This window comes from Nonlabens sp. (assembly GCF_051251825.1).
GTDB lineage: Bacteria > Bacteroidota > Bacteroidia > Flavobacteriales > Flavobacteriaceae > Nonlabens.
In genome coordinates this window covers 391,082-415,449 of sequence record NZ_JBPOGG010000002.1, presented here as the reverse complement: position 1 = coordinate 415,449, position 24,368 = coordinate 391,082, and the positions used below count along the sequence as shown (strand labels likewise).

The window sequence follows — 24,368 nt, the reverse complement described above, 5'->3', positions numbered from 1 at the left end:
ATAATGAAACGTACAGGAACCGTAATTACTTTATTAGTCATTGTATTACTTGCAGCAGCTGGAATATATTACATATGGCAAAAGGATCAAGCAGATCCAGTTACTTACACCACAGAGCAGCCTTCTAAGCAAACTATTATTAAAGAAACGGTAGCCACCGGTAGTATTGTTCCTAAGGAAGAAGTGAATATCAAACCTAATATATCTGGAGTAATTGATAAAATTCACGTGGAAGCAGGAGATTTTGTAAAAGCAGGTGATCTTATTGCAGATATTAAAGTGGTGCCTAATGTGTCTTCTTTAACAAATGCCAAAAATAATATTGCTGGTGCAAGAACCTCTGTAGAAACAGCAAGACTTGCTCGAGATAATCAGAAAGCGATTTATGATAGACAAAAGACGCTATTTGATAAAGGAGTTATCGCTGCAAACGAGTTTGACCTTGCGCAAAACGCTTATAACAATGCACAACAACGTTACAAGCAAGAGCAAGTAAACCTTACTAGTGCACAACAAAATTATGATATCATAAGAACTGGTACTACAGCTGGTTTAGGGAATTATGCACAAACATCTATACGTGCGACAGTTTCTGGAATGGTACTCGATGTTCCTGTAAAAGAAGGAAACCAGGTTATTGAAGCAAACAACTTTAATGAAGGAACTTCTATCGCCGTTATTGCCGACGTAAATAAAATGATTTTTGAAGGTAAGGTTGATGAAAGCGAAGTAGGGAAAATTAAAGAAGGCTTGCCACTAGAAATTACTGTAGGAGCATTTGATAATAAGAAATTTGATGCTGTACTAGACTACGTTGCGCCTAAAGGTATTGCAGAGAATGGTGCCATTCAATTTGAGATTAAAGGAACCTTAAAACAAGCACAAGACTCCACATTTATAAGAGCTGGTTTAAGTGCAAACGCGAGTATTATTCTAGATAGAAGAGATTCTGTATTAAGTATTAAAGAAGCACTCGTGCAGTATGATCCTAAAACTCAAAAACCATTTGTAGAAGTTGCAACAGGCGATCAACAATTTGAACGACGTGATGTTGAACTAGGATTGAGTAATGGAATAAACGTTGAGGTGCTTTCTGGTGTGAAAGAAGGTGAAGACATTAAAGTTTGGAATGCCTTAAAAGCTCCGACAGGACGCGGTGGATACGGCGGTTAAACTTTTTTGTAACATTTCAATAAAAACATACACATATATCATATAGGAAATTATGAGGATGAAAAAATTTATCATTTGTAGTATTGCTGTTTTGAGTTTCGCTTTCGCGAAAGCGCAACAAACAAAACAATGGACACTTCAAGAGTGCGTGGACTACGCAATACAAAACAATATCAACATCAAACAAGCTGATATTAATATCGCTCAAGCAGAACTGGATAAGAAAGATGCTATAGGAGCATTTATCCCTTCTCTTAATGCGAGTGCGAGTAATTCCTGGAATACAGGTTTAACTCAAAACGTAGTTACTGGAGTTCTACAAACACAAACCACTCGTAACTCTTCTTATGGAATAAGCTCTGGAGTGACCTTATTTGCTGGAATGCGTAATCAGTATCGTTTACAGCGCGCAAAAATGAGTATTCTTGCTTCTCAATATAATGCTGAACAGCTAGAAGATAATATTCTTCTTAACGTTGCAAATAGTTATTTAAATGTTCTTTTTAATAAGGAAAATTTAAAGCAACTTGAAACACAACATGAGGTTACTAGAAAACAATTAGAGCAAACTCAACAACTGGTTGATGCTGGTTCGCTTCCACGTGGAGATGTTCTTGAGGTTCAAGCCACGTTTGCAAATGAAGAACAACAAATCCTTGCTGCACAAAATAATATCGTCATTTCTCGCATTACGCTAGCACAAATTTTAAATCTTGAAGATTTTAAATTTTTTGACATTGCAGATCCAGACTTAGATGATCCGAGTGCCTTTATTCTAGATCAAGGTGCTGACGGGATTTATGCCGCAGCAACTGAAAACCGTTACGAAATCAAAATCGCAGAGCAAAATACCGCACTAGCAGAGCAAGACTTGAAAATTGCTAAGTCTTCAAGAATGCCTACGTTAAACGCGTTTATTAATTATAACACACGTGAATCAGGTCAAGGTAGTTTTAACTCTTTCTTGGATCCTAACAATCCTACCCGTCAAATAGGAATAGTGGAAGGTACTAACCAGTCTGTAGTTGCACCTAATTTCTCTACAACTATAGGTAATCCAGATCCTTTCTTTGACCAGTTATCTAGAAACGATGGTATATCTTATGGACTTAGTTTATCAGTACCTATTTTCAATGGTTGGTCTGTCACAAATAATGTGAAGAGAAGTAAGTTGAACGTAGAGAATAACTTGCTACAAGAAACCCAAGCTAAATTAGATTTGAAACAAAACATCTATCAAGCTTATAATGATGCGCAAGGCTCTAGATTAACTTATGAAAGTGCTCAAAAGGCATTAAGTGCTCGTGAGCTTGCTTATGAATATGCACAGGAACGATATAATGTAGGGTTGATGAATGCATTTGATTTCAATCAATCTCAAGCACAATGGACAAACGCGCAAAGTAATTTACTACGTAGTAAATACGATTACATATTTAAACTTAAAGTTCTTGAGCTATTCACTGGAATCGCACCTGAAGATTTAAAATTCTAATTCCATGAAAAAAACATTAATTATCATATTAGTATTACTGGTAGTAGGAGCCGTTGGGTATTTCGGTCTCAAGTCTGCTGGTTTTATAGGTGGTGGAGAAAAAGGTAAACGAGTGGAAGTAATGACCATTGAAAAAATGGATGTTATTGAAACGGTAAGCGCAACGGGAAAAATTAAACCAGAACTTGAGGTAAGTATTTCTCCTGAGGTTCCTGGTGAGATTATTGAACTTCCTATCCGTGAAGGGCAAGCTGTTAAGAAAGGTGATCTTCTAGCACGTATCAATCCAGATTTATTACAATCTAGTGTGAGTCGTTCTCGTGCAGGACTTGCAAATTCTAAGGCTGGTTACGAGCAAGCAAAAGCATCTCTCGTAGAGGCTAAAGCAAATTATGGTCGTAGTGCTACCCTTTTTGAAAAAGGAGTGATTTCTCAATCAGATTTTGATACAGCGCTTGCCGCTTATGAACGTGCCAAAGCTCAAGAAAGATCTGCATATTTTACAGTGCAAAGTGCTGGTGCAACAGTTAATGAAGCATCAGATAACTTAGGTCGTACGAGTATTTTTGCTCCTATGACGGGAACTATTTCTTTACTGGCAGTAGAATTAGGAGAACGAGTGGTAGGTACACAACAAATGGCTGGTACAGAACTACTACGCGTTGCAGACCTTTCTCAAATGGAAGTAGAGGTAGATGTTAATGAGAACGACATCGTTAAAATCGCAGTAGGTGATAAAGCAGTCGTTGAGGTTGATGCTTATTTAAAAAAGAAATTTGAAGGATCTGTTACTGAGATCGCAAACACTGCTAGTGGGCAGTTGACAGCAGATCAGGTAACTAATTTTAAAGTAAAAGTGAGAATTCTTCCAGAGTCTTACACAGATCTTACAGAAGGTAAACCAGATAATTATAGTCCTTTCAAACCTGGTATGACGGCTACAGTTGACATCATCACTCGTGAAAAGAAAGACGCTATTGCTGTGCCTATTAGTTCTATCGTTATTAAAAACGACACCACTGAGAATAAAAAACGTGCAGACATTGAGCTAGACGCAGAGAAATTTGAATGTGTTTATATAAAATCTGGTGACAAAGCAAAATTACGTGTCGTGACAACTGGAATTCAAGACGATAAAAACATCGTGATTCTTACAGGTCTTAAAGAAGGTGAAGAAATTATCACCGGTCCTTACCGCACGGTTACTAAAGAATTGAAAACAGGAGATCTGATCAATACTAAAAAGGAAGCGGTAACAGATAAAGACGAAGAGTAACATGGCTTTAATCCTGTGCGTAGAAACGTCTTCTACAAACTGTTCTGTGGCGCTTGCTAGTGATACTGGTAATGCCTTTGAAAACCCTTACGGAATTCAACATTGTATAGATCTTCTAGAGGATAATAGTGATAACTATTCTCATGGAGAGCGTTTACACGTCTTTATGGATACTATATTAAAACGCAATAACCTTACGGTTCAAGATCTAGATGCAATTGCAGTTAGTGAAGGACCTGGATCTTATACAGGTTTGCGCATAGGTGTGGCGAGTGTAAAAGGGATGTGTTATGCCCTTGATATTCCCATGATTGCGGTGAGCACTCTCGAGGCTTTAAGTTTACAGGACAGCACATCATCTGATTACACGATTGCTATGTTAGACGCCAGGCGCATGGAAGTGTATGCTGCAGTTTATAAAGGGAAAGATCTTGTAGAAAAGCCAGCAGCTGTTATACTTGATGATGATGATTTTTTACGCTTTCGCGAAAGCGTATCCACCACATTCATAGGAACTGGAGTAGATAAACTTGAGAAACTCATTAACGACACGGCTCATAATTACATCACCTCAAATCCTACAGCTTTAACCATGTGCGATATCGCAATGGCAAAGCATAAAAAAAGCGACACCGTAGATGTCGCTTATTTTGAACCTTTTTACCTTAAGGAATTTAAGGCTGGTTGATAAAGTTGTCGCTTACGATAGTTCACTATAATATTTTGCAACAGCTATTAAACCTCTGTAAGAGTCATCAAATTTGATTTTATTCTCTTTGATGTACTGTTTAACTTGTTTTGCTTTATCGTCAGTTAAACCTTTAAGGATTTTCTTTTTGTGATTTTCAAACTTCACAGCTTTTCCATCGGCATCTATTAGAAAAAACTCAATAGTGTCTGCAAAACGTGGTGGCTTTTGTCTCTGATATCCTGAAGCTCCAGTAAGTTCAGTAGTTTTAACCTCTTTACTGTGTCTTACCGCTAGAGTTTGACCATTGGTTTCAGTAAGAATTTCTAGATAACCACTCACTTCATTTCCATTTCTAGAAAAAGTCATGTAACGGAAAGTTTTATCGCCAAAGTCAATTGTAATACGTGAATCTTGCATTGCAAAACTTTTATCGCTACCATCTTTTAATGAAGCGATTTCCATAACGTCTGAGTAGATATCATATCTCACATATGCATTACCGCTAGACTCAGCACCATCCATAGACATGCTTGCAAGCACAAATTCTTCTGTATAATAAGGTGAACCTTCAACATCATCAGAAAATGATTTCGTTCCTATTCTAACATTTTGATTTTGATATAAGTCTAAATCATCAACTGTTAGACTAGACTGACCGCTAGCAAATTGAACAGCAAATACTGCTAATGCTAAAATTTTAATTGTTTTCATAATAATGGTTTTTAAAGTTAAGTAAAACACTTCAAATATTATACCATAAGGTAAGATGTGTATGAAATAACCTCAAAGATTAATTTTTAGGTTATTTAACCTCAAATGTGATTTTAACATTCACACGGTATTCAGATACTTTTCCGTCTTTTACTTGTGCACTTTGCTCGTTTACATAAACTGAGCGTATGTTTTTTACACTTTTTGATGCGTGCTCTACTGCTTTGTTTGTAGCTTCTTCCCAGCTATTATCACTATTTGCTAATACTTCGATTACTTTTAAGATTGCCATAATATTTATTTTATAAATTAATTTAAGAGGAAAAGATAAGCAATAAAAAGCTAATTCTTACCCATTAATCGCCATCACACGATCTACTTTACCTGGTAACATATCACGTAGCATGGTTTCTATACCACTTTTCAGCGTCATAGTTGAAGATGGACATCCACTGCAAGCTCCTTGTAAAATCACTCGCACTTCTTTAGTTTCTTCATTATAACTGTCAAATACGATATTACCACCATCACTAGCAACGGCTGGTTTGATATACTCATCTAGGATTTCAACGACCTTTTTTGAAACATCATCTAGATTCTCAAATTTAGGCAGCTCTATATTTTCTCCTTCTTTTTTTACTGTTCCAACTTCATGTTTTGAATCACCTACTACAGCGCCACTTTCAATCGCTTCTTTAATAAAAGAACGAATCTCAAAAGTCACTTCATCCCAGGATGCGATATCATGCTTTTGAATAGAGATGTAATTCTCGTCGGCATAGATTTCTTTTACAAACGGGAAATTGTACAATTTACGCGCGAGTGTGTTCTCAAACGTATCTGCTACAGACTTGAATTCTGTGCTGTTTACGACTAACTTCTTGTTTGCAACAAATTTCATAACCGCTGGGTTAGGAGTAGCCTCTGCATACACAGTTACGGGAATTTTCTTTTGAGTGCTTTCTACATTTAATAATGGTGCATCACTGTTGAGGTAATTTTCAATTTGTTCTTTTACTTCTTCTTGCACGTCACTCCACTCAATGATATCATAGCGTTCTATGGCGATAAAATTTTGAGTGATATAAACCGTTTTTACAAATGGTAAATAGAATAATTGTTGTGCCAGTGGAGATGGTTTTGCCTCATCTATGTTTTTGAACTCGTAGCTTTCGTTTTTTACTAGAAAATGATTACTCTCAAATTTTATGATCGACTCATTTGTAGTAGGAGTAATGGTAATAATATGTGGATTCATGATAATTCTATTATAGATTACAAAGATACGATGCGCTCCATAGATAGTTGCTCATAGAAATGATTGTTTCTATTGATAGTGCTATGATTCCATCGTTAAGTTATTCTTAAAACCATATATTTACTTTCTTTTAAGCATAGATGAAATGAAAAAAGCTTTCCTCATAATAACACTCCTTCTTTTTTATACTCAAGTTGAGGCTCAAATTATAGTAGATAATACCACTTATACAAATACAGAATTAGTTGAAGACGTCTTGGTAAACAGTACTTGTGCTGGCGTAAGGAATATTGCTTGGAGCACAGGAGCTGCTGCAAATCAAAACGGTATCGCTTATTTTACTCATAATTTTTCTGGATTTCCTATTCGAGAAGGTATTATTTTATCTACTGGAAACGCATTAAATGCGGCTGGACCCAATGATAATGTTGATTCTGGAGACACTATTGGAACTCCATCAGATCCAGACTTAGTTGCCGCAATGGCCGCGGCAGGTTCGCCTGCAGCTACTTATTCTGATGTTACTTGGCTTTCTTTTGATTTTGTGCCACAGGCTGGATTTATATCTTTTGAATTTTTATTTGCTAGTGAAGAATACAATGGCGACTTTGAATGTTCTTTTTCTGATGCTTTTGCTTTTATATTGACAGATACAATTACTGGAACGGTTACTAATCTTGCTATTGTACCTGGGACAACAAGCCCTATTCAAGTGACTACTGTGCGTAATCCTCCGGCATCAGCCACTTGTAATCCGGTAAATCCAACATTTTTTGGACAGTATAATTTATTAAACCATACGTTTGGTGCATTTATTCCTAATGTAGGTTCACCTGCGGCAAGTAGTCCAATTCAATTTAATGGTCAAACTAAAATTTTTAGAGCTGAAAGTACAGTAATAACAAATAGAAATTATAACATTAAATTAGTAATAGCCGATGCGACTGATCAAATCTACGACTCCGCAGTATTCATCGCTGGTGGTAGTTTTGATGTAGGAGCTGATCTAGGTCTAGATCGTACGCTAGTAGGTGGAAACCCTTTATGTGAAGGAGATACTTATACACTTGATGCATCAGTAGCTGGAGCGGCTTTGAGTTACCAGTGGAATCGTAATGCGGTGCCTATTGCTGGTGCAACAAATGCTACCTACACAGCAACTACAACTGGTAATTATTCTGTAAACATTAATTATACAGCTACTTGTAGTACGATTGCTAGTGTATTTCTAGAATTCACAAGTCCTGCCTCAACTACACCTACAGATATGCAAGCCTGTGGCACTGGTGGATCAGCAGTGTTTGATTTGTCTTCAAAAACTCCCGAAGTCCTAGGAGCACTCAATCCTGCAAATCACATAGTCACTTATCACGAATCGCAAACTGATGCTGAAGCTGGAATAAATCCTATTCCTAATCCTGCTGCTTATACTAACACAGTTAATCCTCAAACGGTATATGCTCGTGTGTCAGAGAATACTTTTGGTTGTGCTTCTATTGAGCCGTTTGATTTAATCATTTCAAACATTACGGCAGGAACTCCTATGGATATGATCGCTTGTGATGTAGATAATGATGGGTTATTTGACTTTGATCTAAGCACACAAGATGCAGACATGGCAGGAACTAATGCTGCTGGATCTGTAAATATTACCTACCATTTATCACAAGCAGATGCTGATGCAGGAACTGGAGCGATAGGTCCTATTTATACTAATACTACGTCGCCAGAAACTATCTACGGACGTGTAGAATTGATTACAGATACGAGTTGTTACGATACCGCGAGTTTTGATTTAATTCTTAATCCTACTCCAGTAGTTCCTACGATTACAGATTTTGTAGGTTGTAGCACTATTGATGCTAACACAACGATTTTCGCTTTAAGCGATAAAGACACAGAAATTTTAAACGGACAGGCTAACGTAGCAGTAAGTTATCACAGCTCTCAAATGGATGCAGACATAGGTGCAAACCCATTACCTAATGGATATGCAAATGTTTCAAATCCCGAAGTTGTTTTTGTACGTCTAGAAAACACGATAGGAAACTGTGTAAGTACGGGAACTTTTAATCTTGTAGTGAATCAGCAGCCAGTTGCAAATGCTACAACGGATCTGGTATTGTGTGATGATGCGACTAATGATGGAACTGAGGTGTATGACTTATCACAAGTGCGCAGTGATATTATAGGAGCAAATAATCCAGCGTCGTTTATAGTTACATTTCACCCAACTGCTGGAGATGCTGCCGCAAATACCGGATCATTACCAGATATGTTTTCAAACACGACGTCTCCACAAACTATTTTTGTGAGATTAGAAAATGATCAGAACGACACTTGTTTTGATGACACGATAACATTTGACTTGATATTAAATGAAACTCCAGTCGCAGCAACAGCGCCTGCAAACCTAGAGTTATGTGATGATAATAATCCAGGAGATGGCACAGAGACTTTTGATTTAACAGCGGTTGCTGGAACCATTACAGGTTCACAAAACTTTGCAGATGTAACAATAAGCTACCACACTTCTCAAAACGATGCCGATATGAATCTAGCGGCAATTATGAATCCAGCAGCATTTGATAATACTTCAAATCCTCAGACTATTTTTATAAGACTTGAGAATAACACGACCACTTGTTTCAATACAGACACTAGTTTTGATTTAATAGTAAACGATTTACCTGTGGTAACGGCACCATCATTATATGACTTATGTGATGATAATACGATTGATGGTTTTACAGCATTTGATCTTTCTACAAAAGATAACGAAATCACCGGTGGAACATCTGGTGTTACCGTTTTCTATTATGCCACACAGCTCGATGCTGACAATAGAATGAATGAGTTGACGGGTTCTTTTACAAATACGGTGAATCCGCAAACGCTGTTTGTTGTGGTTGAAAATGATACTACTGGATGTGAAAACTTTACAACGCTAGACCTTGAGGTAATCGATGCACCACAGGCTGCAACAGCACAAGCGATTATTTTATGTGATGATAATAATACAGGAGATCTGGTAGAGACTTTTAATCTTACAGATAATGAAGCAACCATTCTTAATGGACAATCTGGAATCACCTTAACCTATCACAACTCACAAGCCGATGCTGATAGCAGTTCAAATGCCATAGGAAACCCGACGAGTTTTGATAATTCTTCAACTACGCAAACTATTTATGTAAGAGTTGAGAATGTTACCGGTTGTTTTAATACAACAAGTTTTGACATTATAGTAAATGAGGTTCCGGTTCCTCAACTGTTTGATTTGTATTATTTATGTCTGGATGAAAATGGAAACATTTTAAGTACTGATAATTCTCCACCTACACTGGATACTTCTTTATCTGCAGCAGGATTAAATTTCAGCTGGTCACTTGATAATGTGACGTTACCTTCTGAAACTGGAGCAACACTTACCGCAACTGCAGTAGGAATGTACACGGTTACAGTTACAAATTCTGCCACAAGTTGCAGCAGTTCACAAACGACTGAGGTGAGACAATTAGGTCCGCCAGATAACTTTGGAGCTACTGTAACAACTCGATATTTTGATGAAATTCATAGGATTGAAGCCTTTGCAAATGGTCCTGCAACGCAATATATTTTTAGTGTAGATGACGGTCCATGGCAATATAATGGGTTCTTTAACGATGTAAGTCCAGGTCCACATACCGTTTTTATTCAAGATTTAGATGGTTGTAATACCGTTGAAGTGCCAGTAGATGTCATCGGTTATCCACGATATTTCACGCCTAACAACGATGGATATCACGATACTTGGAACATCATTGGAATAAACGATGAACCTACTACAAAAATTTATATATTTGACCGATACGGAAAATTGCTTAAGCAAATGAATCCTGATGGACCAGGATGGGATGGAATTTTTAACGGGCAACCGCTACCTTCATCAGATTATTGGTTCCAAGTTGAATATATAGAAAATGGAAGCAGTAAAACATTTGGCGGTCATTTTGCGTTAAAGAGATAGATTTAATAGAACATGAGAAAAATTTTAATAGTACTGGCAGTAGCTTTTAGCAGTCAGTTTGCGTTAGCTCAAGAAGGTGTGCCAGTTTACCTGGACTATTTAACAGATAACTATTATTTGTTACATCCATCCATGGCAGGTGCCGCTAGTTGTGGTAAAGTAAGATCAACTGTTAGACAACAATGGTTCGATCAGGAAGATGCTCCTAACTTACAAACACTTAGTTTCAACACCGCAATAGGTCAGAACAGTGGTATAGGTGCCATCCTTTTTAATGATAAAAATGGATATCACTCACAGACAGGTGGATATTTATCTTATGCTTATCACTTACAAGTAGGTGGTGGATATGAAGATTTAAATAGACTTTCATTTGGTGTAAATGTAGGATTAGTTCAGAGTAGACTTGATGAGTCAGACTTTGACCTTACAGATTTTGATCCTATTATCACAGGAGTATTGAGGTCAGACTCTTACTTTAATGTTGATTTTGGTGCATCATACTTCTACAAGGAATTTTATGCACACTTAACGGTAAAGAATGCCATTTTCCAGAACCGTGAGATTTATTCCGAAGGTTTTGAAAGTACAAACCAGCGTCGTTACATCGCAACATTAGGATATTTATTTGCTCCACGTAATTCTAAGTGGCAATGGGAACCATCAGTATTGTATCAACGTACAGACCGTACAGAAGAGCAGTTCATGGATTTCAATGCAAAAGCATATTACGACCTTAACGATAACAGCGTTTTATATCTAGGAGCTTCTTACCGCCAGAGTTTTGACGGTGCAGAGTATGTGGATGGAACAAGTATTCAAGAGCAAAACCTATCATTACTATCTCCATTATTGGGTATAAAACACAAGAATTTCACATTTGCTTACACGTATAGTTACCAGTTTGGTGATATTAAATTTGCAAGCGGTGGATTCCACCAGATTACTTTAGGTATCGATTTCCTTTGTACTAAAGACAGATGGAGTTGTAACTGTCCTGCGGTGAACTTATAACACTATTGACATTTAAAATTGTTTGAGCGTAGCCTGCCGGCAAAGGCAGATCGAGAACTATTTAATGTCTAGATTATTTATTAAAAAAGGACTGTGAGAACAGTCCTTTTTTTGGTTTTTATTATTTCTTAAAAATCTTTATGAGAAAATTATTGAATGAAGAATTAGATCGATTATCTGTTAACCGCTTCCGCGAAAGCGAGAAAACACCACTCATCATAATTTTAGATAATGTGCGTAGTTTGAATAATATCGGTTCCGTATTCCGCACGGCAGATGCTTATCGTATTGAGAAGATATATCTATGTGGAATCACTGCGCAGCCGCCGCATAAAGACATCAGGAAAACGGCTCTAGGAGCTACTGAAACGGTAGAATGGGAATATCGTGAGCATACTCTAGAAGTTGTTCAAGAACTCAATGAGCAAGGCGTGATCACTTGTGCTATTGAGCAAGCAGAGGATTCTGTAGCGCTGCATAGTTTCAAGCCTGAAGGAAAAGTTGCCATAATCATGGGAAATGAAGTGAAAGGCGTGCAGCAAGATGTAGTAAATGCTTGCAGTAAAGTCATTGAACTTGAGCAGTATGGTACTAAGCACTCGCTCAACATCTCAGTATGCACTGGGATAGTGATTTATGACTTGTTTTATAAATTGAAACCTTAAAGTGCCTGAGCAATTTGCTCCAGCACCTTCAAATAATCTGCCTGATTATTTACAAAATCAAGATCAGTTACATCAATAACTTTGATTTTTAAATCTTGTTGAGATCTTATAAAATCAGCATAGCCTTGTTGAATCTGAGAAAGATAACTTGCCTCAATATTCTGCTCATAATCACGACCTCGTTTTTTAATATTTTCCAGCAATCGATCTTCGGTCTGGTAGAGGTAAATGTATAAATCTGGTTTTACCAGTTCTTTATACATCATATTAAAGAGTCTTTTATATAAAGCGTATTCTTGCTTTTCAAGCGTTATTTTGCTAAATATCAGCGATTTAATCACGTAATAATCTGCCACTGTGAATTCCGAAAAGAGATCGTGCTGTGCCACGTCATCACTAAGTTGTTGATAGCGGTCTGCAAGAAAGGACATTTCTAGTGGGAATGCATACCGCTCGGTATCTTCATAAAATAGTGGTAAAAAAGGATTGTCTGCAAATCGTTCCAGCACTTGTTTTCCATTAAAATCCTCTGCAATTTTATGCGATAAACTGGTTTTTCCAGAACCTATATTTCCCTCAATCGCTATAAAGTTGAGATTGGTTATGGGGAAACGCTTTCGCGAAAGCGGAATTTCAAAATCACTAACAGCATCTAGAGATTCTAGCGAGCTAGCAATATCTTTCATGCTCTTTTTTAAGACTGGATGTTCTAATTTTCCAGCAATAGCGGCTAGCGGTTGCATCACAAAATGACGCTGTTCCATTCTAGGATGTGGAACTTGAAGTTGGTCAGTTTCTATAATTTCATCATCATAGAGAAGGATATCAAGATCAATGGTGCGGTCTTCATAAGTATCGCTTGTTCTAGGAACACGTCCCATTTCACGTTCTATGTGCTGTAAAATGGTAATAGATTCTTGAGCCGTTTTATTACTATGAACGAGAATGCAAGTATTTAAAAAATCTCCACCGTTAAAACCAGCCGCTGGGACTTCATATACAGGAGCCGTATTAATAATCAATCCTAGCTGATTCTCTATAAGGCTTGCAGCGGTAAGAAGGTGACTTTTACGGTCTCCTAAATTACTGCCTAACGCAATGAACATCTTATGGTTATGATTTAGAGTGATGTCTTAAAATTTTGCAGCAAATTAAGAAATTATACGCAGCCTAAAAGCTACTTTTACATTAATATGAAAACTCTTTAAGAGTTGAGATGAACTGGTTTTTTGAGTTGATCGCGCTTGTGATTTTTATTAATCTTGTGATGCACATACTTTCACAGTTTATTAGCACCTTTTTTGTTTTCATATCGTTAAGTTGTAGTTATTGCAATTACACAGGAAATTAAATTTGATAAATGAAAAAAGTATTTAAAATATTAGGAGTCTTTTTACTAGCGGTTGTTGTGCTCGTTGCTGCAGCACCATTTCTGTTTAAAGATCAAATTGCCGCAATCATAAAAAATAAACTTAACGGTGCACTTGATGCTCAAGTAGAGTTTGCTGAGGTGGATTTAAGCCTTTTCAGAGCTTTTCCAGATGCTCGTTTATCTATTGATGGGCTTTCTATCATAAATAAAGAACCATTTCTGGGCGATACCTTGTTCTATGGAAAAGAAGTGAAATTAGACTTGCCTATAGGTGATTTATTTAATGATGCGTCTGATCCTATTCATGTGAATGAGTTGATAGTGAATAATGCCATCTCCAGACTTAAGGTTAATGCCGACGGTAAAGCGAGCTGGGATATTGCAAAGGCAGATTCTACTACCGTAGCCACTCAACCACAGGATACGACGAGCGGTTTCAGCTTTGATTTGAATCATTATGAGATTAACGATTCTGATTTCAGCTATGAAGATGTTGCGACTAAAAATAAATTGCGATTAAAAAACTTAACACATTCTGGAACTGGAGATTTCTCACTTGCAAATAGCACTCTAGATACAGAGACAACTGCACAAGTGTTTTATGGACTTGATGATATAGAATATCTATCTGGGCAAGATGTAAAACTCGATGCAAAAATCTTAATGGATTTAGCAAATCAGAAGTACACGTTACAAGAAAACGAAGCTTTAATAAATGATTTAAAGTTGAATCTGGATGGTAGTGTGCAGTTACTGGAAGAAGGAACTATGGTCGATCTTGCTTTTAAAACACCTAGTTCAGATTTTAAAAACTTCTTTGCTGTGATTCCAGAGGTTTATCGTAAAAACCTAGACGGCATGACTACCACTGGTGATTTTACAGTAAATGGTATCATTAACGGAATGGTGGATGATGTCCATATTCCTAAACTCGATATCAATATAAGTTCTAAAAACGCATCTTTTAAGTATCCAGATTTACCTCAGAGCGTTACTAAAATCAACATCGATACTCAAATTAAAAACACGACTGGAATTGCTGAAGATACTTATGTCAAGATAGGAAATGTAGCCTTTAATATAGGTCAAGATCGACTGCAAGGAAATGCGTTGATCAGAAACTTAACTACTAATATGCTGGTAGATTTAAACCTCGATGGAACGTTGAATCTAGGTAATTTATCCAAGGCTTTTCCTATGGGAGAAGACATGAATCTAGATGGTACGCTGGTTGCAGATGTGCAAACCAAGTTTGATATGAACAGCGTAGAAAAAGAACGCTATGAAAATATCAATACTAAAGGAACAGCTAGCTTAACAAACTTTACCTATGCAAGTGCAGATTTAAAAAAGCCGTTGAATATAGAACGAGCAGACCTAGACCTTAATAATACTAGAATCAAGCTAGATAACTTTAAGGCCAAAACTGGAAACACAGATTTTGAGGCAAACGGAACTATTAACAACCTCATGGGTTTTCTATTTAAAGACCAAGACTTGAAAGGAAGTTTTAAAGTAGATTCTAATCAGTTTGACACCTCAGATTTCATGGCAGACGTGGAACCTACTGCCGTGCAAAAATCCAAAACAACTACAACTACAACTCCTGAAGAAGCCATTAAAATTCCATCATTCTTGAATGCAGATTTGACTTTTAATGCAAACACAGTGCTTTATGATAATTTGAAGCTTAAAAATGTAAAAGGAATCGCGCTAGTAAGAGATGAAACGCTTACTCTTAATAATACTACGACTGAAATATTTAATGGAAACATAGGACTCAATGGATCTGTATCTACAAAAGGTGAAACGCCTTTATTCAATATGGCGCTAGATATGAATGATCTTGATATTGCACAATCTTTTGAAGGTTTTGAAATGTTCCAGAAATTAGTGCCGCTCATTCAAGCCTTAAAAGGTAAGATCAACACAGAGATTAATTTAAATGGTCAGCTCAATAATGACTTAACACCAATTATAAGTAGTCTTGCAGGAGACGCAATTGCGCAATTATTAACGCAAGAAATTGATAGAAGTAAAGCGCCACTCATCGCAAAGCTGGACGATAAGTTGAGTTTTATAAACTTAGATGATTTAAAATTATCTGATTTAGTGACTAAACTTACTTTTAAAGATGGAGCGGTTCAAGTAACTCCATTTGATTTTAATATTAAAGATATTAAAGTAACTGCTAGTGGTTCTCATAGCTTAACTAATGATATGAGTTATACACTCGATCTTAACGTTCCTGCAAAATATTTTGGTAAAGAAGGAGCTTCACTACTTGCTAAACTTGAAAATGATGACATTGATAAAATATCTGTTCCTATTCCTGTACAATTAGCTGGATCCTTTATGGCTCCTAAAATAGATTTGAACTTGGATATGGCTGTTAAGAATCTGACGAACCAAATCGTGGAAATTCAAAAAGCTCGATTAAAAGAAAAAGGAGAAGAAACATTAAACGATGCAGTAACTGATATTCTAGGTGGAAAAAATCCATTGAGCGGCATTAAAGATGCCATAAATGGAAACAAAAAGCCTAAAGATTCCACGCAAACTCAGGTTAAAGATTCTACTGCAGTTGCTAAGCCTAAGGATACCACAGCCGTAGGACAAGTAAAAGAAGAGGCAGAAACTAAGGTTAAAGAAGCAGCAGGAAACATTCTCAATAATTTATTTAAAAAGAAGAAATAACACGCAACGCTTATCATAAACCTGCATCTATAGTAAAATCACCTTATGAATTTATCAGTCTTATTTACGAGAACTCTTTTAGGTAGTATGCTCTTGTGTGCGTCCATGTGTGGCTGCGGAGAAGAAGATAGTTATTATCTCAATATTCAGGGAACGGTTGATGACGCTACGGTTTTTGAAACTAACCCTAACGGATTTCAAGTAAATGACACTATTTTCATAAGTACGACTATTCCATTTGAATTTATGGAAAACAACAGTTTACGATCCATTGAGGATGTTGAAGGATTAAATCCTAACGATGTTTTTAACTTCAGTCTTACGCTAGAAAAAGAAACACAGTTTGGAGATGATGTAAGGATTAACGTGGCGCCAGAAAATATAGTTCCAGTTACCGGAGCTACCATGTTTGAATATGAGCGTTTTTACCTGAGCACCACCAGAGAGACAGATCGTTTTGAGCACCGATTTGGGATCGTTTTAAAAGAAGCTGGTAATTACAAATTGAAAAGCAACAGTTCTCAACAAGGCTACATTATGAGCTATGGGATGTATGGAAACTCAACAAATTTGGAGCTTTACAGCAATGCTTACAGTGGAGTAGATGCTCCTCATTATGGTTTTACGGTTCAGCCTTAATCTCTATTACGTAACCGTTAAATCAACCACATAACCTTCATGACTGCGCACATTCATCACTTGCCCATCTTCAAAAATGAGATATTGACCTTTAATTCCTTTCACAACACCACTGTGTTCTGGTGTTTTAGAGAGGTTGACCGTTTTTACTTTAGCAGGATATTGTAAAACAGGAAAATGGATGTGAGTTTCATCTTTGGGATCCAGAATAAATTCTTTTGCTTCGGCAGGGATGTGTTTAATTATGCTTTCGCGAAAGCGTAACAAATCAACATCTTCAATATCATTAGTCAGCATTTTTCTCCAGTTGGTCTTGTCTGCTACGTGATCCTTGAGTGCCACCTCAGCAATTCCGGCTAGGTAGCGATTAGGAGTTTCTAGAATGGCAATCGCCTCGTGAGCACCTTGATCGATCCATCGCGTAGGAACTTGAGTCTTGCGTGTGACACCTACCTTTACGTTACTAGAATTTGCGAGATAAACAATGTGCGGTTTGAGCTGTACTTTCTTTTCATATTCCAGATCGCGATCTTCTTCATCTAAGTGTGCACGGCTCAACTCGGGTTTCATGATCCAGTCGCCGGCTTGAGGAGAACTGGTAAAACAATCGTAACAAAATCCCTGACGCCATATCTTTTTATCCAGACCGCAGTTCATGCACTCGTTTGCCACATGCTTGATATGGATTTTTTTATCCAGTAACTGATTCACATGAATGAAGTTGTCCTTAAAAACCCAATAATATTGAACGGTTTCTTGAAGTTCAGTCTGCATTTTACGTAAGGTTCCAGTCACCAGCATAATCGCTTTTTTATTTTTTTAGTAGTATTTTAGTAGGGTAAAAATACCCAAGTTTTTTCAGCTTTATGGCGATACCGTTAATCAATTCTGTAGTATCCTGGTTTCTAAAGAAGCGCATTCACGATATGGAGCTTTTTATGAAGCATCCACAAGAATTACAGAACAATTTATTGATGGACATGATCAGTTTTGCACGTCATACTGAAATAGGGAAAAAATACGGCTTTGCAGATGTGAAGTCCTACAGAGATTTTGCAAATCGTGTCCCTATAGGAAATTATGATGATGTTCAAGATGATATTGAGCGCTGTAAGCAAGGAGAAAATAATATATTCTGGCCTACACCTATCAAGTGGTTTGCCATGAGCAGTGGAACTACGAGCAGTCGTAGTAAGTTCATTCCTGTAAGTAAAGAATCGCTAGAAGATTGCCATTATGCCGCGTCTAAGGATTTACTGTGCATGTACCTCAATAACAATCCAGACTCTCAACTATTTACGGGTAAAGGATTACGATTAGGTGGAAGTAAAAAGTTAGATAAAATTGCAGGAACCAGTGCAGGAGATTTGAGTTCGATTCTAATTGATAACATGCCTTTTTGGGCAGATTATAGTTCGACGCCTGGAAATGATGTAGCACTAATGGCAGACTGGGAAACCAAGATGCCAGCTATAGTAAGAGAAACCATTAATGAAAAAGTAACCAGTCTTGCAGGTGTTCCATCCTGGATGATGGTATTGCTTAACAATGTACTGGAAACTACAGGAAAAGATAATATTCTAGAAATATGGCCCGATATGGAAGTGTTTTTCCATGGTGGCGTGAGCTTTGATCCCTATATAGATCAGTATAAAAAGCTGTTGCCTAGTGATCGCATAAAATATTATGAAACCTATAATGCGAGTGAAGGATTCTTTGCCATACAAGATAGTAATGATAACAAGGAATTGTTATTAATGCTGGATTATGGAATTTTCTATGAGTTCATTCCTATGAAAACTTATGGAACACCAGACGAGAAAATTATTACTCTAGACCAAGTTGAGGTAGGAGAGAACTATGCTATCGTCATCACCACAAATGGCGGATTATGGCGCTACAAAGTTGGCGATACGGTACGTTTTACAACTACAGCACCTTATCACATTAAAGTGACTGGTAGGACGAAGCACCATATCAATGTTTTTGGAGAAGAACTGATTATTGAAAATGCAGAGGCTGCACTTAAAAAAGCCATGCATGAAGTTCCATGTAGTATAAAAGATTATACCGTTGCTCCAGTATTCATGCAAGGAAAAGAAAAAGGAGCTCATGAATGGATGATCGAGTTCAACCACAAACCTGCCGACTTACATCAATTTGCTCGCACACTGGATCAAGAATTACAACAAGTCAACTCAGACTATGAAGCAAAACGAGCTAATAACATCACACTTACAGAACTGAGAATACACGACGCACCACCCGATTTATTCTACAACTGGCTCAAAGAAAAAGACAAACTAGGCGGACAACATAAAATTCCTAGATTAAGTAATTCTCGAGATTATATGGAAGAGTTGCTGCGATTGCAGTCGCAAATTCAAAAACTATAGACTTTTCCATTAGTGATTTAGTGTTTAATATTTTGTTATCAATGTTATTTTAAAGTTAAACATTCTAAATAGCTGTTGTATTAACTATTTCAAAATCAATACCTTGTATTTAGGTTTAAGTTAAATTTATTTGTGATTAACAATTCTTTCACAATTTGCCCAGGAAAGTCTTATACCTTTATAATATCAACGACTAGTAAATTCTCCCCTAACTAGTTGATTAAAATATAATCTTATGAAATCACTAAATATGTGCTTGTGCGCACTTATGTTACTATGCACAATTTCTTGTGAGAAAGATGATGATAGTAATTGTCAAGGAATAGACTGTTTACCACCCATTACCCAGACTGGTGCTGGAACATTTGGTTGTTTAGTAAATGGTGAGCCATTCGTAAATAACAGCGGTAACTTCAACTGTTTTTATCAATTGGTAGATGGTGAATACACTTTTGGGATAACTGCAAGAGATGAAGTTTTAGGATTAAGGCAAATAAATTTAGGTTCTATTGAAAAGGAAATAACGCCGTTGATTTTTAACGATTTGAATGATTTTACCTCAAATGAGTTTTATGCTGAAATATCATATAATAATCAAACTACTGGTGCATTTACAACACAAGGTAATGATGGAACAATAAAGTTTAACCGATTGGACACAACAAATAATATTATGTCAGCTGAATTTTCATTCATTATTATTGACGAAAATGGCTTTTCATACAACATAACTAATGGTCGCTTTGACTCAACTTTTACTCAATAATATAATCAATCTTTAATCTTATGAAAAGAATTATTACTATTCTCATATGATTAATTACGTTGACCGCATTACAAATTCAAGTTTTATCCACTCGCATAATTAACGCGCGCGGCAAATAAGTGTAAAGTCACAATACAAAAAAACCTCATCAAACGATGAGGTTTTTTACTATAAATCGAGTTGTGTTTAAACCACAGCTTTCAACTGCTTTTTAATACCACTTTTATCAAGTTTAGACTCGGCATAAGTTTTTGTAACTCTGAATTCTTTGTCGTCACTACTAGGTAGTTCAAACATCGCGTCTGTAAATATCGCTTCACAGAGAGAACGTAATCCACGAGCACCTAATTTGTATTCAATCGCTTTATCAACAATGTACTCTAGGGCTCCATCTGTAATGGTGAATGTGATATCATCCATGCCAAACAGCTTTGTGTATTGCTTGATAATAGCGTTTTTAGGCTCTGTTAGTATCGCGCGTAAAGTTCCAGCGTCAAGTGGATCCATGTGTGTTAAAACAGGAAGGCGACCTATAATTTCAGGAATCATCCCAAAATCTTTCACATCTTTAGGAATGATGTATTTCAAGATGTTATCTTGATCTTTTACATCATCATTAGACATACTAGCGCTAAAACCTACCGCTTGCATATTCAATCGCTTACGGATCACTTTTTCTATACCATCAAATGCTCCACCGGCGATAAATAAGATATTCTCTGTATTCACCTCAATAAACTTCTGGTCAGGATGCTTGCGTCCACCTTTAGGCGGCACGTTTACTACAGTTCCTTCCAGTAATTTAAGGAGTCCTTGTTGTACACCTTCACCAGACACATCTCTAGTAATGGAAGGATTATCACTCTTGCGAGCAATTTTATCAATCTCATCTATGAAAACGATTCCGGTTTGTGCTTTTTCTAGGTTATAATCTGCAGCTTGTAAGAGACGTGTTAAGATACTTTCTACATCTTCACCTACATAACCAGCTTCAGTAAGAACGGTAGCATCTACTATGGCAAGCGGTACGTTAAGCATGCGTGCAATAGTTTTGGCAATAAGCGTTTTTCCAGTACCGGTTTGTCCTACCATGAGAATGTTAGATTTTTGAATCTCCACATCATCATCACTGGCAGGTTGTAATAATCTTTTATAGTGATTATATACCGCAACAGACATTACTTTTTTAGTAAACTCTTGTCCTATGATATACTCGTCTAGAAATGTTTTAATGTCCTGTGGCTTGCGTAATTTTAACTCAGCGTTAGTAAGGCCAGCTTCATCTTCTTTCTTCACATCTTCTAGTACGATTCCATGCGCCTGCTCGATACAACGATCACATATGTGCGCGTCGAGTCCAGCAATTAGCAAATTGGTATCGGCCTTATTGCGACCGCAGAAACTGCATTCCAGTTGTTCTTTACTCATAATTTATGGTTTGTAGTAATATGATTTTAATAACGCTTTCGCGAAAGCGGGAACATAAAAACCTTATTTACTAGTCACGAGTTAATACTTCATCAATCATACCGTATTCTTTTGCTTCGGCAGCTTTCATCCAGTAATCACGATCTGAGTCGGCATAGACCTTTTCATAAGTTTGCTTAGAATGCTTAGCAATGATGGTGTATAATTCTTCTCTTAATTTCACAATCTCACGAGCGGTTATCTCAATATCGCTAGCCTGTCCTTGTGCACCACTAGACACTTGGTGAATCATCACACGACTGTGAGGTAAGGCACTACGTTTCCCGTCTGCTCCTGCACAAAGTAATACAGCTCCCATACTAGCAGCCATTCCTGTGCAAATCGTTGCAACGTCTGGTTTGATAAACTGCATGGTGTCATAAATACCTAAACCGGCATAAACGCTACCACCTGGTGAGTTGATGTAGATTTGTATGTCCTTGTTAGCATCAGTACTTTCTAAGAAAAGCAGTTGTGCTTGTATAATGTTTGCTACCTGATCGTTTACTCCAGTTCCCATAAAGATGATGCGATCCATCATTAAACGAGAGAACACGTCAAAGATGGCGATATTCATCTGGCGTTCTTCAATAATATTAGGAGTAAGATTAGTCGGGTACATGCTACCCATTATTTTATCGTAATACATCGGGTTGACACCTTGATCTTTTACGGCAAATTTTTCAAATTCTTTAGATATATCCATGTGGTAATATTACTTTTTAATAGGTAAAAAAGGCGTTAACCATTTGATAAAGTTAACGCCTTAAAGATAATAATAATTAAGCCCATCCTCAATCCTTACCGTTAGGAAGGAAGTGTTTTCTATTTTAAGTAGAAAACAGGATTATGACTCATAAGCTTCTTTAATGAATTCTTCATAAGTCAATTCTTTTTTCTTGAGTTTAGAATTGTCTTTAAAGAACTGTAGCATTTTTTCATTTTGTAACTGCTCGCTCATTCTCTTCACCTCATCTTGGTTTTGCATGATACGTGCAACAACTCCATCCACTTCTTCATCTGTAGCGTCAGTATGACCATATTGAGCCATTTGAGCTTTAATTTGAGTGCGAGAATAATCTTGTAACTCTTCAAATTTTAATTGAAGGTCTGGATTGTCTTTTAGGACTTTTGCTTCTATTAACTGGTAACGCAATCCTTTTTCAGAACGGTCGTACTCAGCAGCAGCTTCTTCGGCAGTTAATTCTTTTTCTCCAGAGTTTGCAATCCACCTTTTAAGGAAGTCTGCTGGAAGGTCAAATTTAGTATTCTCTATAAGTCCTTCAGTAACGTCAGTGAGTAACTTTTGATCAGTTTGTTGAGCAAACTGACGACCAGCGTCTTCTCTTAAACGTTCCATTAATTCTTCTTTACTAGAAACTACTCCAGGACCAAATAGTTTATCAAAGAACTCTTGATTCAACTCTGCAAGCTCGCGCTCGTTTACTTCAGTGATTTCAAAAGTTACTTTAATGTCTAGTCCGTGTGCTTTATCGTGCTCTACTTTTAAGAAGTTCATCAAATCGTGATCGTCTTCAAAAAGTCCTTTAGTTTTTAAGTCTAAAGTATCACCTACTTTACTACCTACAAATTTCTTAAGGTTTGTTTTTCCTTTGATTTTGTCAGTTTTAAAAGTAGCATCGCTATTGATGCCTTCATCATCATTACGGAACACACCAGTGATTTGATCACCTTCAGCTACAGTATCCTTAGCAATAAGTTTTCCATATTGTTCACGGATACGATCGATCTGACGATTTAATGTATCATCATCAGTTTTGATTTCGTAGTGCGTGATGGCTTTTTTAGATTTTAGATCTACTTCAAACTGTGGTGCAAGACCTAGTTCAAATTCAAAGGTAAAGTCGTCTGCATCCCAGTTGATATCTTCCTGTGGTCTAGGTAATGGATTTCCTAAAAGCTCTAATTTCTCTTTAGTGATGTATTCATTCAATTGTTTCTGAATGATTTTATTTACCTCATCCACTAGAATAGGAGTGCGGTATTTTTTATTGATTAAGCTAGCAGGAACTTGTCCTTTTCTAAAACCAGGAATATTTGCTGTCTTGCGGTAATCTTTCAGTAATTTATCTACTGTAAATATATAATCTGCTTTCTCAACAGTTAGAGTTAGCGTCGCGTTAAGTGCGTCTATGTCAGTGCGCTTGATGTTCATAAGTGTTGTTAAAATTGGGGTGCAAAATTACTCATTATTTTACGTGTAAGCAAGCGCTTTAGGAAATGTAAGTCCTATTAAGCAATTGTTTAACTTGATTTTAAAAGTATGGTCTCTAAGAGACTGCTTACTTGAGCTAGTCTTTATCTTTATCCAGTAGCTTGAATAGTATGGACCTTACAATGGCTAGTAATAGAGCAAATATAAATGCCCACAGAAAACCATCCACTTCAAATCCTGCAACGAGCCAATCTGCTAGTAGTATGATGATCGCATTAATGATAAGTAAAAAGATCCCTAGTGTAAGTATAGTCACTGGTAAGGTTAGGATCACAAGAATAGGACGTACTATAAAATTTAATAGTGACAGTGACAGAGCAACAAGAATGGCACTTAGATATCCATCAGTAGTTACTCCTGGTAAAATTTCAGAGAGTACGACTACTATTATAGCAGTAATCAAAAGTTTAAGTATAAATTTCATAGTAGGATTTTAAAAAGGTAAAAATAGAAAAATCCGCCTCAGTATTCCCAAGGCGGATTTTAATAATTTAAAAATCTGT

20 protein-coding genes are annotated in these 24,368 nt (G+C 36.8%); 11 read left to right on the top strand and 9 right to left on the bottom strand.

From position 1 onward, the window contains the following. The first annotated feature begins 3 nt into the window (after positions 1-3). The 4 genes from ACSHWW_RS04195 to tsaB are packed head-to-tail and all read left to right on the top strand — an operon-like array spanning position 4 to position 4,632. Positions 4-1,173, top strand: a complete 1,170-nt coding sequence (locus tag ACSHWW_RS04195) for an efflux RND transporter periplasmic adaptor subunit (protein ID WP_435681159.1) — start codon at positions 4-6, stop codon at positions 1,171-1,173. 58 nt (positions 1,174-1,231) lie between these two features. Next, positions 1,232-2,668 (top strand): TolC family protein, encoded by a 1,437-nt coding sequence (locus ACSHWW_RS04190; protein ID WP_435681158.1) that lies wholly within the window; start codon positions 1,232-1,234, stop codon positions 2,666-2,668. Positions 2,669-2,672: 4 nt separating this feature from the next. After that, positions 2,673-3,944: an efflux RND transporter periplasmic adaptor subunit gene (locus ACSHWW_RS04185; RefSeq protein WP_435681157.1), complete on the top strand. Its 1,272-nt coding sequence runs from the start codon at positions 2,673-2,675 to the stop codon at positions 3,942-3,944. 1 nt (position 3,945) lies between these two features. Continuing rightward, on the top strand, positions 3,946-4,632 hold the full coding sequence (gene tsaB / locus ACSHWW_RS04180) for a tRNA (adenosine(37)-N6)-threonylcarbamoyltransferase complex dimerization subunit type 1 TsaB (RefSeq protein ID WP_435681156.1): 687 nt from the start codon (positions 3,946-3,948) through the stop codon (positions 4,630-4,632). Between the two features lie 12 nt (positions 4,633-4,644). Here the strand turns inward: tsaB and ACSHWW_RS04175 are convergent, their stop codons facing one another. The 3 genes from ACSHWW_RS04175 to ACSHWW_RS04165 all read right to left on the bottom strand — a co-directional run bounded on the left by ACSHWW_RS04175 (position 4,645) and on the right by ACSHWW_RS04165 (position 6,604). Then, positions 4,645-5,346, bottom strand: coding sequence for a hypothetical protein (locus tag ACSHWW_RS04175; protein ID WP_435681155.1), 702 nt, complete (start codon positions 5,344-5,346; stop codon positions 4,645-4,647). Between the two features lie 91 nt (positions 5,347-5,437). Further along, complete coding sequence (locus ACSHWW_RS04170) at positions 5,438-5,638, bottom strand: dodecin family protein (protein WP_042286596.1); 201 nt, start codon at positions 5,636-5,638, stop codon at positions 5,438-5,440. A 57-nt stretch (positions 5,639-5,695) separates the two neighbouring features. Next, positions 5,696-6,604, bottom strand: coding sequence for a NifU family protein (locus ACSHWW_RS04165; protein WP_435681154.1), 909 nt, complete (start codon positions 6,602-6,604; stop codon positions 5,696-5,698). Between the two features lie 145 nt (positions 6,605-6,749). Here ACSHWW_RS04165 and ACSHWW_RS04160 point away from each other — a divergent pair, with 145 nt between their 5' ends. The 3 genes from ACSHWW_RS04160 (at position 6,750) to ACSHWW_RS04150 (ending at position 12,292) form a co-directional block, all read left to right on the top strand. After that, on the top strand, positions 6,750-10,613 hold the full coding sequence (locus ACSHWW_RS04160; protein ID WP_435681153.1) for a choice-of-anchor L domain-containing protein: 3,864 nt from the start codon (positions 6,750-6,752) through the stop codon (positions 10,611-10,613). Positions 10,614-10,625: 12 nt separating this feature from the next. Further along, entirely contained in the window at positions 10,626-11,627 is a 1,002-nt protein-coding gene (locus ACSHWW_RS04155) for a PorP/SprF family type IX secretion system membrane protein (protein WP_435681152.1), read from the top strand. 140 nt (positions 11,628-11,767) lie between these two features. Continuing rightward, positions 11,768-12,292: an RNA methyltransferase gene (locus ACSHWW_RS04150; RefSeq protein ID WP_435681151.1), complete on the top strand. Its 525-nt coding sequence runs from the start codon at positions 11,768-11,770 to the stop codon at positions 12,290-12,292. On the opposite strand, the gene folK is transcribed toward ACSHWW_RS04150, so the two are convergent. Continuing rightward, the gene (gene folK / locus ACSHWW_RS04145) at positions 12,289-13,398 is read right to left on the bottom strand and encodes a 2-amino-4-hydroxy-6-hydroxymethyldihydropteridine diphosphokinase (protein WP_435681150.1); all 1,110 of its coding nucleotides are present in this window, start codon (positions 13,396-13,398) and stop codon (positions 12,289-12,291) included. The genes ACSHWW_RS04150 and folK overlap by 4 nt on opposite strands. A gap of 254 nt (positions 13,399-13,652) precedes the next feature. Between folK and ACSHWW_RS04140 the strand changes: the two genes are divergently transcribed. Both ACSHWW_RS04140 and ACSHWW_RS04135 read left to right on the top strand, forming a co-directional pair. Then, positions 13,653-16,361 carry an AsmA family protein gene (locus ACSHWW_RS04140; RefSeq protein ID WP_435681149.1) on the top strand — a complete coding sequence of 903 codons (2,709 nt, stop codon included), beginning with the start codon at positions 13,653-13,655 and terminating at the stop codon, positions 16,359-16,361. Between the two features lie 45 nt (positions 16,362-16,406). Continuing rightward, complete coding sequence (locus ACSHWW_RS04135) at positions 16,407-17,000, top strand: hypothetical protein (protein ID WP_435681148.1); 594 nt, start codon at positions 16,407-16,409, stop codon at positions 16,998-17,000. Positions 17,001-17,006: 6 nt separating this feature from the next. Here the strand turns inward: ACSHWW_RS04135 and ACSHWW_RS04130 are convergent, their stop codons facing one another. Beyond that, positions 17,007-17,801, bottom strand: coding sequence for a DUF2797 domain-containing protein (locus tag ACSHWW_RS04130; RefSeq protein WP_435681147.1), 795 nt, complete (start codon positions 17,799-17,801; stop codon positions 17,007-17,009). Positions 17,802-17,866: 65 nt separating this feature from the next. Here ACSHWW_RS04130 and ACSHWW_RS04125 point away from each other — a divergent pair, with 65 nt between their 5' ends. Both ACSHWW_RS04125 and ACSHWW_RS04120 read left to right on the top strand, forming a co-directional pair. Continuing rightward, positions 17,867-19,396 carry a GH3 auxin-responsive promoter family protein gene (locus ACSHWW_RS04125; RefSeq protein ID WP_435681146.1) on the top strand — a complete coding sequence of 510 codons (1,530 nt, stop codon included), beginning with the start codon at positions 17,867-17,869 and terminating at the stop codon, positions 19,394-19,396. Positions 19,397-19,631: 235 nt separating this feature from the next. Beyond that, positions 19,632-20,162 (top strand): hypothetical protein, encoded by a 531-nt coding sequence (locus ACSHWW_RS04120; protein WP_435681145.1) that lies wholly within the window; start codon positions 19,632-19,634, stop codon positions 20,160-20,162. A gap of 186 nt (positions 20,163-20,348) precedes the next feature. Here ACSHWW_RS04120 and clpX read toward each other — a convergent pair whose 3' ends face one another. The 4 genes from clpX to ACSHWW_RS04100 form a co-directional block, all read right to left on the bottom strand. After that, positions 20,349-21,590 (bottom strand): ATP-dependent Clp protease ATP-binding subunit ClpX, encoded by a 1,242-nt coding sequence (gene clpX, locus ACSHWW_RS04115; RefSeq protein ID WP_435681144.1) that lies wholly within the window; start codon positions 21,588-21,590, stop codon positions 20,349-20,351. A 70-nt stretch (positions 21,591-21,660) separates the two neighbouring features. Then, positions 21,661-22,335 carry an ATP-dependent Clp endopeptidase proteolytic subunit ClpP gene (clpP, locus tag ACSHWW_RS04110; protein WP_435681143.1) on the bottom strand — a complete coding sequence of 225 codons (675 nt, stop codon included), beginning with the start codon at positions 22,333-22,335 and terminating at the stop codon, positions 21,661-21,663. 141 nt (positions 22,336-22,476) lie between these two features. Continuing rightward, complete coding sequence (tig, locus tag ACSHWW_RS04105; protein WP_435681142.1) at positions 22,477-23,805, bottom strand: trigger factor; 1,329 nt, start codon at positions 23,803-23,805, stop codon at positions 22,477-22,479. 136 nt (positions 23,806-23,941) lie between these two features. Beyond that, positions 23,942-24,289 carry a phage holin family protein gene (locus ACSHWW_RS04100; protein WP_435681141.1) on the bottom strand — a complete coding sequence of 116 codons (348 nt, stop codon included), beginning with the start codon at positions 24,287-24,289 and terminating at the stop codon, positions 23,942-23,944. Positions 24,290-24,368: the final 79 nt, after the last annotated feature.

Bases quoted from the DNA above. Each gene is read 5' to 3' on its own strand.
- ACSHWW_RS04165 (WP_435681154.1), bottom strand. From the start codon at position 6,604: ATGAATCCACATATTATTACCATTACTCCTACTACAAATGAGTCGATC.
- ACSHWW_RS04185 (WP_435681157.1), top strand. From the start codon at position 2,673: ATGAAAAAAACATTAATTATCATATTAGTATTACTGGTAGTAGGAGCC.
- ACSHWW_RS04170 (WP_042286596.1), bottom strand. From the start codon at position 5,638: ATGGCAATCTTAAAAGTAATCGAAGTATTAGCAAATAGTGATAATAGC.
- ACSHWW_RS04100 (WP_435681141.1), bottom strand. From the start codon at position 24,289: ATGAAATTTATACTTAAACTTTTGATTACTGCTATAATAGTAGTCGTA.
- tsaB (WP_435681156.1), top strand. From the start codon at position 3,946: ATGGCTTTAATCCTGTGCGTAGAAACGTCTTCTACAAACTGTTCTGTG.
- ACSHWW_RS04125 (WP_435681146.1), top strand. From the start codon at position 17,867: ATGGCGATACCGTTAATCAATTCTGTAGTATCCTGGTTTCTAAAGAAG.
- tig (WP_435681142.1), bottom strand. From the start codon at position 23,805: ATGAACATCAAGCGCACTGACATAGACGCACTTAACGCGACGCTAACT.
- ACSHWW_RS04195 (WP_435681159.1), top strand. From the start codon at position 4: ATGAAACGTACAGGAACCGTAATTACTTTATTAGTCATTGTATTACTT.
- ACSHWW_RS04175 (WP_435681155.1), bottom strand. From the start codon at position 5,346: ATGAAAACAATTAAAATTTTAGCATTAGCAGTATTTGCTGTTCAATTT.
- ACSHWW_RS04160 (WP_435681153.1), top strand. From the start codon at position 6,750: ATGAAAAAAGCTTTCCTCATAATAACACTCCTTCTTTTTTATACTCAA.
- clpP (WP_435681143.1), bottom strand. From the start codon at position 22,335: ATGGATATATCTAAAGAATTTGAAAAATTTGCCGTAAAAGATCAAGGT.
- folK (WP_435681150.1), bottom strand. From the start codon at position 13,398: ATGTTCATTGCGTTAGGCAGTAATTTAGGAGACCGTAAAAGTCACCTT.
- clpX (WP_435681144.1), bottom strand. From the start codon at position 21,590: ATGAGTAAAGAACAACTGGAATGCAGTTTCTGCGGTCGCAATAAGGCC.
- ACSHWW_RS04120 (WP_435681145.1), top strand. From the start codon at position 19,632: ATGAAATCACTAAATATGTGCTTGTGCGCACTTATGTTACTATGCACA.
- ACSHWW_RS04135 (WP_435681148.1), top strand. From the start codon at position 16,407: ATGAATTTATCAGTCTTATTTACGAGAACTCTTTTAGGTAGTATGCTC.
- ACSHWW_RS04150 (WP_435681151.1), top strand. From the start codon at position 11,768: ATGAGAAAATTATTGAATGAAGAATTAGATCGATTATCTGTTAACCGC.
- ACSHWW_RS04130 (WP_435681147.1), bottom strand. From the start codon at position 17,801: ATGCTGGTGACTGGAACCTTACGTAAAATGCAGACTGAACTTCAAGAA.
- ACSHWW_RS04140 (WP_435681149.1), top strand. From the start codon at position 13,653: ATGAAAAAAGTATTTAAAATATTAGGAGTCTTTTTACTAGCGGTTGTT.
- ACSHWW_RS04190 (WP_435681158.1), top strand. From the start codon at position 1,232: ATGAAAAAATTTATCATTTGTAGTATTGCTGTTTTGAGTTTCGCTTTC.
- ACSHWW_RS04155 (WP_435681152.1), top strand. From the start codon at position 10,626: ATGAGAAAAATTTTAATAGTACTGGCAGTAGCTTTTAGCAGTCAGTTT.